The sequence below is a fragment of the Halodesulfurarchaeum formicicum genome (genome assembly GCF_001886955.1).
In the GTDB taxonomy this organism is placed as follows: domain Archaea; phylum Halobacteriota; class Halobacteria; order Halobacteriales; family Halobacteriaceae; genus Halodesulfurarchaeum; species Halodesulfurarchaeum formicicum.
Genome location: NZ_CP016804.1, coordinates 488,372 through 501,182, shown reverse-complemented (window position 1 = coordinate 501,182; position 12,811 = coordinate 488,372). Strand labels below are relative to the sequence as shown.

15 protein-coding genes are annotated in these 12,811 nt (G+C 66.9%); 7 read left to right on the top strand and 8 right to left on the bottom strand.

Annotated features, from left to right (window positions below):
* The first annotated feature begins 59 nt into the window (after positions 1 to 59).
* The 3 genes from HSR6_RS02560 to HSR6_RS02550 are packed head-to-tail and all read left to right on the top strand — an operon-like array spanning position 60 to position 2,811.
* Positions 60 to 1,307, top strand: a complete 1,248-nt coding sequence (locus HSR6_RS02560) for an HD domain-containing protein (RefSeq protein ID WP_071932709.1) — start codon at positions 60 to 62, stop codon at positions 1,305 to 1,307.
* Positions 1,304 to 2,329 carry an amidohydrolase family protein gene (locus HSR6_RS02555; protein ID WP_071932708.1) on the top strand — a complete coding sequence of 342 codons (1,026 nt, stop codon included), beginning with the start codon at positions 1,304 to 1,306 and terminating at the stop codon, positions 2,327 to 2,329. The genes HSR6_RS02560 and HSR6_RS02555 overlap by 4 nt, the downstream gene beginning before the upstream one ends.
* A 26-nt stretch (positions 2,330 to 2,355) precedes the next feature.
* On the top strand, positions 2,356 to 2,811 hold the full coding sequence (locus HSR6_RS02550) for a universal stress protein (protein ID WP_070364476.1): 456 nt from the start codon (positions 2,356 to 2,358) through the stop codon (positions 2,809 to 2,811).
* Here HSR6_RS02550 and HSR6_RS02545 read toward each other — a convergent pair.
* Complete coding sequence (locus tag HSR6_RS02545) at positions 2,808 to 3,515, bottom strand: SDR family oxidoreductase (RefSeq protein WP_071932707.1); 708 nt, start codon at positions 3,513 to 3,515, stop codon at positions 2,808 to 2,810. The two genes, HSR6_RS02550 and HSR6_RS02545, sit on opposite strands and share 4 nt — an antisense overlap.
* A gap of 30 nt (positions 3,516 to 3,545) precedes the next feature.
* Positions 3,546 to 4,502: an NADPH:quinone reductase gene (locus tag HSR6_RS02540; protein ID WP_071932706.1), complete on the bottom strand. Its 957-nt coding sequence runs from the start codon at positions 4,500 to 4,502 to the stop codon at positions 3,546 to 3,548.
* A gap of 76 nt (positions 4,503 to 4,578) precedes the next feature.
* On the opposite strand from HSR6_RS02540, the gene sucC reads away from it, so the two are divergent.
* Both sucC and sucD read left to right on the top strand, forming a co-directional pair.
* Entirely contained in the window at positions 4,579 to 5,721 is a 1,143-nt protein-coding gene (gene sucC / locus HSR6_RS02535; protein WP_071932705.1) for an ADP-forming succinate--CoA ligase subunit beta, read from the top strand.
* Positions 5,718 to 6,593, top strand: coding sequence for a succinate--CoA ligase subunit alpha (gene sucD / locus HSR6_RS02530; protein WP_071932704.1), 876 nt, complete (start codon positions 5,718 to 5,720; stop codon positions 6,591 to 6,593). The genes sucC and sucD overlap by 4 nt, the downstream gene beginning before the upstream one ends.
* On the opposite strand, the gene HSR6_RS02525 is transcribed toward sucD, so the two are convergent.
* From HSR6_RS02525 to HSR6_RS02510, 4 genes are all read right to left on the bottom strand, one after another.
* The gene (locus HSR6_RS02525; protein WP_071932703.1) at positions 6,578 to 7,318 is read right to left on the bottom strand and encodes a DUF429 domain-containing protein; all 741 of its coding nucleotides are present in this window, start codon (positions 7,316 to 7,318) and stop codon (positions 6,578 to 6,580) included. The genes sucD and HSR6_RS02525 overlap by 16 nt on opposite strands.
* 67 nt (positions 7,319 to 7,385) lie before the next feature.
* Entirely contained in the window at positions 7,386 to 7,616 is a 231-nt protein-coding gene (locus tag HSR6_RS02520) for a hypothetical protein (protein WP_070364470.1), read from the bottom strand.
* Between the two features lie 85 nt (positions 7,617 to 7,701).
* Positions 7,702 to 8,319, bottom strand: a complete 618-nt coding sequence (locus tag HSR6_RS02515) for a hypothetical protein (protein WP_071932702.1) — start codon at positions 8,317 to 8,319, stop codon at positions 7,702 to 7,704.
* Positions 8,316 to 9,602, bottom strand: coding sequence for an outer membrane protein assembly factor BamB family protein (locus HSR6_RS02510; protein ID WP_070364468.1), 1,287 nt, complete (start codon positions 9,600 to 9,602; stop codon positions 8,316 to 8,318). The genes HSR6_RS02515 and HSR6_RS02510 overlap by 4 nt, the downstream gene beginning before the upstream one ends.
* A 110-nt stretch (positions 9,603 to 9,712) precedes the next feature.
* Here HSR6_RS02510 and HSR6_RS02505 point away from each other — a divergent pair, with 110 nt between their 5' ends.
* Positions 9,713 to 10,081: a hypothetical protein gene (locus HSR6_RS02505; RefSeq protein ID WP_070364467.1), complete on the top strand. Its 369-nt coding sequence runs from the start codon at positions 9,713 to 9,715 to the stop codon at positions 10,079 to 10,081.
* Here HSR6_RS02505 and HSR6_RS02500 read toward each other — a convergent pair.
* Both HSR6_RS02500 and HSR6_RS02495 read right to left on the bottom strand, forming a co-directional pair.
* On the bottom strand, positions 10,039 to 10,824 hold the full coding sequence (locus HSR6_RS02500; protein WP_071932701.1) for an HpcH/HpaI aldolase family protein: 786 nt from the start codon (positions 10,822 to 10,824) through the stop codon (positions 10,039 to 10,041). The genes HSR6_RS02505 and HSR6_RS02500 overlap by 43 nt on opposite strands.
* Positions 10,825 to 10,866: 42 nt before the next feature.
* Entirely contained in the window at positions 10,867 to 11,331 is a 465-nt protein-coding gene (locus HSR6_RS02495) for an FKBP-type peptidyl-prolyl cis-trans isomerase (RefSeq protein WP_070364465.1), read from the bottom strand.
* 98 nt (positions 11,332 to 11,429) lie between these two features.
* Here HSR6_RS02495 and HSR6_RS02490 point away from each other — a divergent pair, with 98 nt between their 5' ends.
* Positions 11,430 to 12,677 (top strand): MFS transporter, encoded by a 1,248-nt coding sequence (locus HSR6_RS02490; protein ID WP_199399069.1) that lies wholly within the window; start codon positions 11,430 to 11,432, stop codon positions 12,675 to 12,677.
* Positions 12,678 to 12,811 lie beyond the last annotated feature (134 nt).

Genomic DNA, 12,811 nt, shown 5'->3' with positions numbered 1-12,811 from the left:
GGCGGTAAACCCTTGTGACCCATCCAGACGTTTTTGTGCGAACCCGACGAATCCGTCACATGATCACGATCAAGGACAGCGTCCACGACCACATCGAGGTCGAGGGCGTGGCGGCGGCCCTGTTGGACACGCCGCCGGTCCAGCGGCTCAGACGGGTGAGCCAACTGGGGACGGCCTCGCTCGTCTACCCCTCCGCGAATCACACCCGCTTCGAACACAGCCTCGGGGTCTATGCCCTGGCCACTCGGGTCCTCGATCACCTGGACATCCGGGGCGAGGACGCCAAGACGGTCAGAGCCGCCGCGCTCTTGCACGACATCGGCCATGCCCCCTATAGTCACACGCTCGAAGACCTCCTCTATCACCGGACCGGGCGGCAGCACGACGACGTCGAGGACCTGCTTACGGGAGACGTGGCCGACATCCTCCTGGCTCACGACATCGAACCCGACCGGGTCGTGGGGCTGATCGCCGGGGACGGGCGACTCGGCCAGCTAATCGCCGGGGAACTCGACGTGGATCGAATGGACTACCTGGTCCGGGACGCCCACCACACCGGCGTGCCCTACGGCACGATCGACATCGAGCGGCTCCTCCGGGCCCTTCGCTTCGTCGACGGGAATTTAGTCCTCGCGGAGGGCAACGTCCAGACCGCAGAGAGTCTGCTGGTGGCCCGGGCGCTGATGAACCCCACCGTGTACAACCACCACGTCACCAGAATCACCAAGCGAATGCTCCAGCGGGCGACCGAGCGCCTCCTCGAGTCGGGAGCGGTTTCGGCCGAGACCGTCGCCCGAATGGACGACCCGGCCCTGCAGGTCGCGCTTCGGGAGGCCGAGGGTGCAGCCCCCCTCGCCAGGCGACTGGCCGACCGCCGACTCTACAAGCGGGCCATCTGGGCCGAATACGGGGACGTCGGCCAGGACCGGGCCGGCGAACTCATCGAGGCCACCCCCGAAACTATCAGGGACACCGAAGCGACCATCGCCGAGCGCGCGGGGGTCGAGGTCGACCAGGTGCTCGTCGACGTCCAGGACCCACCATCGATGCAGGAGTCCACCACCCGGGTTATCGTGAACGGCGAGATCCGACGCCTGCCGGCCCAGTCGACGGTCGTCCGGGCACTCGAACAGGCCCAGCGAGAGCAGTGGCGACTGGGCGTTTACGCCCCGGAAGCCCGTACCGAGGCCGTCGGCCGGGCCGCAGAAGCCGTTCTCGGACTAAAGATCACGGGCTCGCGCATTACCGAGACCGACTCGCCGGGGCGCTATGCATCCTTGACCGACTTCGGGGGTGATTCGGCGTGAGACTCGAGGGGCAGATCGTCGTCGGTTCGGACTTCCACGTACTCGAGGGGCGGGTCGTCGTGGAGGCCGGAACGATCACGGCCATCGAGGAGACCCCCGTCGAGAGCGATGACATCATCCTCCCCGCGTTCGTGAACGCCCACACGCACGTCGGGGACTCGATCGCGAAAGAGGCCGGCCGCGGGCGCAGCCTGGAAGCGCTGGTCGCCCCACCGGACGGGCTGAAACATCAACTGTTGGCCGAGGCGAGTGTCGAAGAACAGGTACAGGCCATGCGCCGGACCCTCTCTTTCATGCAGCAAAGCGGCACCGGGACGTTCGTCGACTTTCGGGAGGAGGGCATCGAGGGCGTGAAGGCCCTGGACCGGGCCGCCGAGGGCCTGGATATCGAGGCCCTCTCCTTCGGTCGCGGTGACCCAGAGGTCCTCTCGGTCGCAACCGGTTACGGTGCCAGCGGGACAAACGACGGCGACTTCCAGGCGGCCCGTGAAGCGGCCCGCGAGGCGGGCAAGCCCTTCGGAATCCACGCCGGCGAGCGGGACACCTCCGACATCGAGGCGGCCCTGGACCTGGAGCCGGACCACCTCGTCCACATGGTCCACGCCGAGGACGAGCACCTCGAACGGGTCGCTGACCTGGAGATCCCGATCGTCGTCTCCCCACGATCGAACCTGGTGACCGGCGTGGGACTCCCGCCGGTCTCGAAGCTTCGTGAGTACACCACTGTCGCGCTGGGCACGGACAACGTCATGCTCAACGGGCCGTCGATGTTCCGCGAGATGGAGTTTCTCGCGAAGTGCTGTGACCTCGCGGCGACGGAAGTCCTGGAGATGGCGACCCTGGCGGGGACGGCGATCGCCGACCGGCCCGGCGGCATCCTCGCCCCGGGCCGCCCGGCCAAGTTACTCGTGCTCGACGGGGACACGGACAACCTCGCCGGCTATCAGGACCCCATCAGAGCAATCGTCCGTCGGGCAGGGGTCGCGGATCTGAAACGGGTGCACCTCCCGGCGAACAGTTAAGAGGCGAGCGCCAACAATCAGCACGCATGGGCCTCTATGATCGGATCGTCGTCCCCACGGACGGCTCGGCGGCGAGTCGCCCCGCGATCGAACACGCCGTCGAACTCGCGGCGGTCCACGACGCGGAGATTCACGCCCTCTACGTGATCAACCTGGCGAGCCTCTCGGGTGTCCCGACGGAGGGCTCCATGGAGGGAATCTCCGAGGCGCTCGAACAGGAGGGCGAGACGGCCCTCGAAATGGTCACGGAGGCCGCCGCTATCCGGGACGTTCCCGTCGAGCAGGTTCGCCTGGAGGGACGGCCCAGCCAGCAGATCGTGGCGTACGCCACCGATCACGACGGCGACCTGATCGTCATGGGCACCCACGGCCGGGGTGGCCTCGACCGCCTGCTTCTGGGCAGTGTGGCCGAGCGGGTGGTCCGCTCCGCGACGGTTCCGGTGCTGACCGTCCAGGATGCGGGAGCGGAGTTCTCCGATTAGGCCTCGCCGAAGACGGGGACGGCCGCGCCGCTCGTGGCGACTGTCGCGTCACTGCAGAGTGCGAGCATCGTCCGGGCGATATCCTCGGGCGCGACCCAGGCGTCGAAGTCGCCGTTTGGAATCATCTCCCGGTTCGCCGGCGTGTCGATGACACTCGGCATGATGGCGTTGGCCCGAACGACCCCGGACTGCTCCTCGGCGATGGTCTCGGTGAGCAACCGCACGCCGGCTTTCGAGGCCCGGTACGGCCCGTCGCCCTCGCCCCCGGAGAGTGAGGCTTTCGCGCTCACGTTGACGATCGCCCCCTCGGTCGCCTGCAGGTGCGGGAGCGCGTGTTTCGAGGCGAGAAACATGGTCTTGAGGTTCACGTCGAAGACCATCTCGAAGGTCGAGAGGTCGGTCGCCTCGATGGGATCGCCGCCGGCCCAGGTGCCGGCGACGTTCAGCAGATAATCGAGGCGGCCGTGGTCCTCGATGACCTCGGCGATTAACGACTCGACGGCCGGTTCGTCCGTGAGGTCGGCCTCGTAGAAGTCGATTTGCTCGGTCCCGAGATCGCTCTCGGTCTCGCTCGGCGGGCGGCGGTCCGTTCCGGCCACGGTCGCCCCGGCCGCCAGGAAGGCCTCGGCGACGGCACTGCCGAGACTCCCGGAGACACCCGTAACCAGTGGGACCTGATCGGTGAAGTCGAAGGTAACGTCCATACGGTATGGTAGACTGTCACGAGGAAATAGCTACGGTTCGACGACGAGCTTGCCGAGGAACTGATCGGAAAGCACGGCTCGCTGGGCCGTCGCTGCGTCCGAGAGGTCGTAGGTTCGGGCGATCCGTGGTCGGATCTCGCCGGCCTGCATGAGAGTACCGAGCCGATCGAGCACGGGGCCGAAACGTGGCGTGTTGAACATGCTCATCAACACGAGTTCGAGGTCCGTCGCTCGTGCCGCGGCAACGTTCCCAAATCCCGCTTCGGGCTCAGTGTTCCCAATTCCGACAACGCGAGTCCCCACACGGGCGACCTCGGCGTCGAACTGGAGGTACTCGTCGAGGCGATGATCGAGGATCACCGCCGGGCGACCCGCCTCGATGACGGCGTCAGCCAGGTCGTCCCGGGCGTAGTCCAGGGTGTGATCGGCCCCCAGCGCGGAGAGTTCGTCGTGGATCGCTGGCCGCCCGGTCGCGATGACCTCGGCCCCAGTCGCGGCCGCCAGCTGGACGGCCACATGGCCCACACCGCCACCGCCACCGTGTATCAGGCAGGTCTCGGCAGGTTCGAGCCCCGCGTGGTGGACCAGTGCGCGCCAGGCCGTGACGCCGACGAGAGCGATCGCGGCCCCCGAATCGAAGTCGATGCCGGCCGGCAGTGCGGCGAAATGTGTCTCCGGACCCACCGCGAACTCGGCGTAGGTTCCCTGTCGGTCCCGACCGAGCCCGGTGCCGAAGACCCGATCGCCCGGTTCGAACTTGCTGACATCCGGGCCAACCGCCGCGACGGTTCCGGCGACGTCGGCCCCGGGGATCATCGGGAGGCCGGCCGGGGTGTACGTGCCGGTTCGGAAGTAGGTGTCGACGGGGTTGACGGCGGCCGCCGCCACCTCGATCAGTAGTTCGTCCCCACGAGGTTCCGGCCGATCGACCGTCTCGACGGCCAGTACCGAAGGGTCGCCGTATTCGTGATAGCGAACAGCTCGCATACCCCAGTCCACGCCCGCGACCCGGTTAAGTCCCCGCCCGGGAAGGTTTATGTCCGATCCAGTCCCCTCATTTGGCATGCGCTTACACGAGTACCGGGCGAAGGAGGTCTTCGCCGCGGCCGGCATCGAGACGCCAGTTTCGAAGCCAGCCACGGATCAGTCGGCGGCACTCACGGTCGCCCGGGAACTCGGCTACCCGGTCGCGATCAAGGCTCAGGTCCCCGTCGGGGGCCGTGGCAAGCAGGGCGGCATCAAGATCGTCGCCACGGACGCCGAACTCCGGGCGGCCGCCGAGTCGATCTTCGGCATGGAGATCGGTGGCTACCAGGTCGAGACCGTCCTGATCGAGGACGCCGTCGAGGCCGCCCAGGAGCTCTATCTCGGGGTCACGATGGATCGGGGCGAGAAACAGCCGGTCGTGATGGCCTCGGGCAGCGGCGGGGTCGACATCGAGACCGTCGCCCAGGAGACCCCCGAAGCCATCGGCCGGGAACACGTCGATCCGGCCTTCGGGTTACATCCCTACCAGGCCAGAAACGCCGTGTACCGGGCCGGAATCGACCGCTCGGTCGCCGGCGACGTGGCGAGCGTCCTCGAAACCCTCTATGCGATCTGGGAGCGCCGGGACGCCACCGACGCCGAGATCAACCCGCTGATGGTCACCGCCGACGGGGACGTCATCGCGGCCGACGCCGTCCTCAATCTGGACGACGACGCTCTGTTCAGACAGCCGGAACTCGCCGATTTCGACGCCGAACGTCGGGAGGGAACTCTCGAAACACGGGCCGCCGACGCCGGCCTGGAGTACGTGCGACTCGACGGCTCGGTCGGGGTCGTCGGGAACGGGGCCGGCCTGGTCATGACCACGCTGGATCTCATCGATCACTTCGGCGGGTCGCCCGCGAACTTCCTCGACATCGGCGGCGGGGCCGACGCCGATCGGGTCGCTGCGGCCCTCGATGTGGTCTTCGACGATCCGAACGTCTCGGTCGTCCTGCTCAACATCTTCGGCGGCATCACGCGGGGCGACGAAGTGGCTTCGGGGATCAACCAGGCCCTAGAGCAGTACGAGACCCTCCCCGATCCAGTGGTGGTGCGACTCGCGGGGACCAAAGCGGAGGCGGGACGAAACGCCCTGACCGACGCAGTCGAGACCGTCGAAACCCTCGAAGGGGCCGTGAAACGGGCCGTCGAACTCTCCCAGGGAGGTGCCCAATGAGTATTCTCGTCGACGCGGACACGCGGGTCGTGGTACAGGGCCTCACCGGTTCACAGGGGCAATTCCACGCCGAGGCGATGCTGGAGTACGGGACGAACGTCGTCGCGGGGGCCGTCCCAGGGAAAGGCGGCCAGACCGTCGCCGGCGTCCCCGTGTACGACCGGGTCGAAACCGCCGTCGTGGAGACCGACGCCGACGCGTCAGTCGTCTTCGTCCCACCGGCCTTCGCGGGTGACGCATTGTTCGAGGCCCTGGCCGCCGATCTCGATCTGGTCGTGGCCATCACCGAGGGCGTTCCGGTCCAGGACATGGCCCGGGTCTACCGACGCAGCCAGGAGGTCGACACGACGCTCCTGGGGCCGAACTGCCCAGGTGTCATCTCCCCAGGGGCCGCCAAACTGGGCATTCTCCCGGGAAGTGTCTTCGAGCCCGGGTCCGTGGGCGTGGTCTCCCGATCCGGCACGCTGACCTACCAGATCGTCGAGAACCTCACGAGTGCCGGACTCGGGCAGTCCACCGCGGTCGGAATCGGTGGCGATCCCATCGTCGGGATGGACTTCCAGGACGCTTTGGGAGCCTTCGAGCGGGACCCGAAGACCGAGGCCGTGGTGATGATCGGCGAGATCGGTGGCGAGGACGAGGAGGCGGCCGCAGCGTTTATCGAGCGGGAGATGGACACGCCGGTCGTGGGGTTCATCGCCGGGCGGACCGCCCCTGAGGGCACCCGGATGGGCCACGCCGGCGCGATCGCCTCGGGGTCGGGCACTGGCACGGCCCAGCACAAGATCGAGGCCCTCGAAGCGGCCGGAGTCCCAGTCGGGGCCACACCAACCGAGGTTGCTGAATTGGTCGCCAGTCACTCCCCAGAGTAATAGACGATCTCGATCGGCCGGTCGAGTACCGGGTCGTGCTGTGGGGTTTCAGGCAACTGAGTCAGGGCCTCGGGGCCCGCTGCAGCCGCGGCCGCGAGGGCCAGCGCGTCCAGAATATCATCCGTCTTCGAGGCCCCGATCGTCGGGGCGTAGGACGGTTTCGTGAGGGTTTCGACACCGCGCTCGTAGGCCTCCACGAGTGTGGGATCGTGTGATTCGAGTGCGGCCAGTCGCGCCTCGCGACCGGCATCAGTTCCTTTCGAGGCCGAAATCGGTGTCCCGCCGTTCAGCCCGGCAAAACTGAGTTCCGGGTGGGCCTCCCGAAACGTCTCGGCCGGGATCTCCGGGAAGGCCTGGAGGAATCCATCGAGTTCCCGAATCCGGGGGACGATCGCCCAGGCCTGGTTCTGGACGCTGAACTCGGCCGGCCGCTGGCGCTCCTTCGCGGTCTCGATGTTCGGGGCGTAGACCGCCTCCCGCGTGGGGGTGAGAAAGACGCTCCCCTGCCGCCCGGCGAGTTCGCGTTTCGCGGCGAGGTCACACGCCCGCTTGCCGGTCTCGGTAAGCCCGATCGGGATGTCGATGAGAATCCGGTCGGCCTCGCGGTGGGCTCGCCAGAGGTTGAGGACGGTCGGGTAGAACGCTACCGCCGGCGATCCGGTCTCGGGGATCACCGCGGTGACCCAGCCGTTTCCGGCCCAGTCGACGCCGACTGCGCGTGCCATAGCTGAACACGGCGGCGAAGGTACTTAGTCGAACGGATGCCAGAAATCGTTTGGCTGTGAAAGGGGCTCAGTCGGCCATCGGGGCCGACGTCCCGGTGCTGACAGATTCAGTACTCGAGGATTGAGTGGAATCAACGGGGGCGTTGACGAACAGTGCGTGGCCGATCAGTCCCATCGCGAGGAGGCCGCCGACTGCGACGGCGATCTCGAATCGCAGACCAGCCAGTCGAAGCCCGCCGCCGAAGCCGAACAAGACCAGCGGAATGAGACCGAGGACGAAGTCGTAGTAGGTAGTCATGATAGTAACTCGTTTGAAAATAATGGAAAGAGGGTATATAATCCCTTTGGAGGGGTTAGCTAGTGCATCCACATAACTTACACAGCTAGTCGTCCCCTCGTTCCGGCCACCCCCGGTGAAGCTCCACCGAGAGCGCCACGCCCAAAACGGCCAGCGCTCCAGCGGAAGCCACACCAGCGACTGGCTCGGGAAGGAGCACACCTACTCCGATCGTCGCCGGACCGACCGCCACGAGGACGCCACCGAGCCTGGAGCGACCGCGCCGAAGGTACACCGCGCCGAGAAGAACAAGCCCCACCACGAGGAGCAGGCCTCCGAGTAGCCCAGGCAGCAGCCAGGCAATCGATGAATACGGGTCGGGCGCAGCGGTGTCGCCTCTGGCCACGGTCAGCCCGAAGAGCGAAATCGTAAACAGACTGGCCCCCAGGACGGCAGCGACCCCCGTACCCCAGAGCCATCCACTTCGCTCGCGATCCCGCCAGACCAGTGCCGCCAGCCCGACGAGGAGACCGAGCGCGGCCAGTACCGCCAGTACCGGCATCAACTCTCGCTCGATCCAGAGTGGACTGAAAGCCGGTGGATCGAACAGGTAGGACTGCCGGGGCCGGCTTCCGTACCAGGCGGGCGGAATCGCGGCCAGCAACGCGAGCAACCCACCAAAGAGCGCAGCGAGCGCCGGCCCATCTCGACGAAGGCTGGTCATGTCTCCGCGCCCGACACGGCGACGATTCGACCGCCTCGGGTACTCACGACCAGCGCCCCATCGAGTATGGCCGGCGGGTTGGTCCAGGTGTCCGATCGCCCGCCGCCCACCACGGCCCAGGGCACGGCCCCCGAATCTGCCGTGAAGGCGACGATACCGTGTCCAGCGTCAGGGCCGGTACCAACCGAGGTACTCGTCAGGGCGTGCTCGGCCGTCGCCGCTGCCATGGCACCATCACCGATCGCGGAACACCACCGGGGCGTGAGTCCGTCAGCAGCCCGCGAAAGCGCAAACGCGGCTGCGCCAGCCTCGGGTGGCTGCTCCACGGCATAGATCGTCTCGGGCGTGACGACCGGGGACTGAAGTGCCAGGTAGTCCCCACGGGTGTAGCGAAACTCCTCGGTTCCCGAACGGGCATCCAGACCGACCAGCCCATCTGTCGTGCCCAAAACGCAGATCCCGGCATCCAGAACTGGGGCGGACTCGGGACGGATCGAGCGGTGCCACAGACGCTCGCCGGTCTCCGGGTCGCGAGCTTCGATGCCATCCGCCAGCGGGAATACGACGGCCCGCGAGGTTGCTGCCGGCTGGTACTGCTCCCCATCGGCCTCGACAGCACGGTTCCAGCGTGGGGTGCCGTCCAGCTCCAGCGCTTGGACCGACTGGGCCCCCTGGACGTAGACTCCCGCCGCGGTGACCGCCGGTGGGGCGACAGCCTGCATCGCATCGACTCGCCAGCGCACGGTGCCGTCCGCGGCGTCGAGCACGACGAGTCCGTCCTCGGTGCCGACGAACACGTGCCCATCCGGACCAATTCGCGGGGCGATCGTCTTGGCCCGGTGTGAGTAACTGGGAATTTCGGTCACCGGGAGCGGCCCGAACTTCCATCGGGGCTCGCCGGTTCGGACCGACCGGGCGTGAACTCGCGTGGAGTCCGCGACGTAGACCTGCTCGTCGCCCACGACCGGGGCGCTCGCGACGACCCCAACACCGTCCTCGGTCGGGATGTCGAGATCGGCCCGCCACCGGAGTTCGAGATCCGCCGGGGGAAGCTGTCCGGTCGAGAACCCAGTGTTGGCACCCCCGCCTCGCACCGCCGGCCAGCGACCCTCGGGAGGGGCGCTGAATGGCCCGACTGGCTCGGCATCGATCGAAACCTGTTCGGCCGGGTCCGGCGGGTCACTGTCCGGACAGGACGAGGCACAGCCGGCCAGGGCCGTGAGCCCACCCGCCCCCGTCACGCCGGCAGCCGCTTTGAGAAACCCTCGACGCCCGAGTGCCATACCCACCCTCCACCCGCAGCGTGGAAGTAGATTTGGGAGCCTTCGACGGTCACTTGAGCGATTTCGACACCGGCGGGAAAATTTATTGGCATGCCGATAGATCTCGAAACATGAATCAACGACGACTCGCGATCGGCGTGCTCACGGGAGCGTTTCTTGGGCTCTTCTGCATTGTCGGGGTGGGGACCCGGATCGGTTTTGCGGGCAACGAACTGTTCCTCTTCGCGATGTGGTACAACCGGGTCGTGATGGGGCTCGTGATCGGGCTCGCCGGCGGACTCGTCCTCGTCGAATCGCGGTACAACGTCCTCCTCAGAGGCCTGCTACTGGGACTCGTGGTGACGGCGGCCATCGCGTTCACGAGCGAGTTCCGGGACTGGCCGAGTTTCTTCGCCGGCCTCGTCTACGGGCCGATCATCGACTGGGTCGCGACCCGCTACGGCGACTCGGCGGCCGCCGACTCGACGGCCCCCTGGTAATCGGAAACGCCCGCCCGCAGAAAGCCGATGTCCGTCCCGGCGACGAGGAAATCCATCTCCCAGTCATCGAACCGCCGACGGACCGACTCGGGACTGGTCGCGAGGGTGCCAACTGGCAGATCGGCCGCGTTCGCTTCCGAGACGATGCGATCGAGGGCCGCTCGGAAGCGCTCGGACTCGAAGTCCCCGAACACACCAAGTTGCGCGGAGAGATCCGCCGGCCCGACGAACATGGCGTCGAGGCCGTCGAGGGCGACGATTTCTCCCAGGCCCGACAGGGCCCCCGTCGTCTCGATCTGGAGAATGGTCGCGACAGTTCGATTGGCGTTCTCGACGGAGGCTGCCAGGTCGCTCCCGTACCCTGCAGCCCGACCGCCGGCGACGCCCCGATTGCCCGCAGGGGGGTACTGGGTCGCTCGAACGGCCGCCCTGGCCTCCGAGACAGATTCGATCTGCGGGATCACGATCCCGGCCGGACCCAGATCGAGCAAGCGACGGATCGCCGCCCGGTCGGAACTGGGAGCTCGAATCACCGGGACCGTCTCGGACTCGACGGCGTCGACCGCCCGGGTCAGATCGGCGAGATCACCGACCGTGTTCTCGGAGTGCTCCCCGTCTAGCACGAGAAAGTCGAGGCCCTCGTCAGCGAGCACTTCCGCGGCGACCGGCTCGCTCAACATCGACCAGGCCCCCACGAGTTTCTCGCCGGCACGCAGTCGGTCCGCAAAGTCGGCACTGTCCATACCACCTACACCCTCGCGAGCCCGAAAAAGGTAGCCGAACGGTCACTCGACGGCGAGGACCTCGATCTCGAACTCCAGGGTTTCGCCCGCCAGCCGATGGTTGAAGTCGACACGGACCACGTCCTCCTCGACCGAGCGGATCTCCGCGACCGACCCGTCCGGGGTCTGGATGTAGGCCCCGGCCTCGGGGAGCTGATCGCCGAGCTGGGCGCTGAGTTCGTCGATCTCGTACTCGCGGACCCGGCTCTCCTCCCACTCGCCGTAGGCTTCCGCAGGCGGGACCGTGACAGTGGCGGATTCGCCTGCCTCCATCCCCAGCAGGGCCTCGTCCAACCCCTCGATGAACTGGCCCGTCCCGACCGCGGCCTCCAGCGGGTCGTACTCCCGGTCCTCCTCGACCAGGTCGTGTTCCTCGGCCACGGCCCGCCGGGACGTGTCGAAGACCGTTCCGTCCTCGAGACGGCCGGTGTACTCGATTCTGACGGTGTCGCCGGATTCGATCGCCATACGTCAACCCGGCGGAGCAGGCCCAAAAGCCGTTTGCATCGAGTCCGAATCGAGCCGGACCGTTTTTCTCCCCAGGCGATGATGAACTCGGCGTAGCCGTGTCCACGACAACCGCGTCCCCCGAGCGGGAAAACGACCGCTCCATCGCGGCCCTCACCATGCTCGGCCACGGCCTGTTTCACTACTTCGAGATGGCGATCCCGATTTTGCTGGTCGTCTGGATCGATTCCTTTCCCACGGGCGTCGAGGTGGCCGGGCTGATCGTCGCAATCGGGTTTGCGCCGATCGGCATCGCGGCCTTGCCCGGTGGCATGCTTTCGGACCGCTACGGGCCGGGCGTCGTCCTTCTGGGAAGTATCGCGGGCATGTCCCTCGGGTTTGGCGCGCTCGCTCTCGCACCGTCGATCTACGGGGTGGGACTCGCGCTAGCCGTCTGGGGTCTGTTCGCCGGCGTTTATCATCCGGCAGGGATGTCCCTGATCAGCACCGGGGCCGCCAGCCGCGGTACTATCTTCGCCTATCACGGGATGGCCGGAAACCTCGGCACCGCTCTCGGGCCCTTCGTCGCCGCGACGCTCCTGCTCGTCTTCGAGTGGCGAGTGGTCGCCGGGCTGCTCGCACTACCAGGGGTCGCCGCATTCATGTACGGCCTCTCGATCGATTTCGACCCGACTGCCGCGGTGGACGAGCCGGCAGAAGCTGCGGCTGACGAACGGGACGAAACACCACTCATCATGCGGGGCCGCGAACTGCTGCACTCGCTTTTCCCCATCGTGCTGGCGATCGTCGTCTTCGATGGCCTCTTCTACCGTGGTGTCACCGCCTATTTGCCACGGATCCTCCGGGAGCTGTCGGCCATGCCAGCACTCACGATTACCGACGCCCTCGTCGGAGTCAACGTCGGGGACTACATCTTCGTGGGGTTGCTCGTCGTCGGCATCGCCGGCCAGTGGGTCGGCGGAACGCTCTCCGATCGGATCGCCGTCGAGACTGGATTGACCGGGGGGTTTGCCCTCCTCGGACTGTTCAGTCTCCTCTTCGTCCCGGTCGCAGGCGTCGGGTTCGCCCCACTGTTGCTCGTGAGTGCGTTGCTCGGATTTTTTCTCTTTTTCGTCCAGCCGATGTACCAGGTGGCGGTGGCCGTCCACACGCCCGCGGCGACCCGTGGGCTCTCGTATGGGGTTACGTACCTCGGTGAGTTCGGTATCGGCGCGCTCGGGATCGCGCTCGGCGGGGTGTTGCTCGGGTCGTATTCCACGAGGTCGTTTTTCGTCGTCATTGCTGGATTCGCATTTCTCGCCACATTCCTCGCCGTGCTGCTGGGCGTGAAATCGAGGCGATCCTGAGCGAGGCACGCGTTTTCGCCCGGAAAATTGTGTGATCTGGGAGCGACGGAACAAGCACCCGGGTGTCCCCCCGATGACAACGGCGTGTCGGTGTGGGATTGTCACGTGGGTTATCGGCACAAATGACGGTTCGA

What these genes read in the sequence shown, in the direction of transcription:
- HSR6_RS02560 (WP_071932709.1), top strand. Translation starts at nt 60, where the DNA reads ATGATCACGATCAAGGACAGCGTCCACGACCACATCGAGGTCGAGGGC.
- HSR6_RS02550 (WP_070364476.1), top strand. Translation starts at nt 2,356, where the DNA reads ATGGGCCTCTATGATCGGATCGTCGTCCCCACGGACGGCTCGGCGGCG.
- HSR6_RS02545 (WP_071932707.1), bottom strand. Translation starts at nt 3,515, where the DNA reads ATGGACGTTACCTTCGACTTCACCGATCAGGTCCCACTGGTTACGGGT.
- HSR6_RS02540 (WP_071932706.1), bottom strand. Translation starts at nt 4,502, where the DNA reads ATGCGAGCTGTTCGCTATCACGAATACGGCGACCCTTCGGTACTGGCC.
- sucC (WP_071932705.1), top strand. Translation starts at nt 4,579, where the DNA reads ATGCGCTTACACGAGTACCGGGCGAAGGAGGTCTTCGCCGCGGCCGGC.
- sucD (WP_071932704.1), top strand. Translation starts at nt 5,718, where the DNA reads ATGAGTATTCTCGTCGACGCGGACACGCGGGTCGTGGTACAGGGCCTC.
- HSR6_RS02525 (WP_071932703.1), bottom strand. Translation starts at nt 7,318, where the DNA reads ATGGCACGCGCAGTCGGCGTCGACTGGGCCGGAAACGGCTGGGTCACC.
- HSR6_RS02520 (WP_070364470.1), bottom strand. Translation starts at nt 7,616, where the DNA reads ATGACTACCTACTACGACTTCGTCCTCGGTCTCATTCCGCTGGTCTTG.
- HSR6_RS02515 (WP_071932702.1), bottom strand. Translation starts at nt 8,319, where the DNA reads ATGACCAGCCTTCGTCGAGATGGGCCGGCGCTCGCTGCGCTCTTTGGT.
- HSR6_RS02510 (WP_070364468.1), bottom strand. Translation starts at nt 9,602, where the DNA reads ATGGCACTCGGGCGTCGAGGGTTTCTCAAAGCGGCTGCCGGCGTGACG.
- HSR6_RS02505 (WP_070364467.1), top strand. Translation starts at nt 9,713, where the DNA reads ATGAATCAACGACGACTCGCGATCGGCGTGCTCACGGGAGCGTTTCTT.
- HSR6_RS02500 (WP_071932701.1), bottom strand. Translation starts at nt 10,824, where the DNA reads ATGGACAGTGCCGACTTTGCGGACCGACTGCGTGCCGGCGAGAAACTC.
- HSR6_RS02495 (WP_070364465.1), bottom strand. Translation starts at nt 11,331, where the DNA reads ATGGCGATCGAATCCGGCGACACCGTCAGAATCGAGTACACCGGCCGT.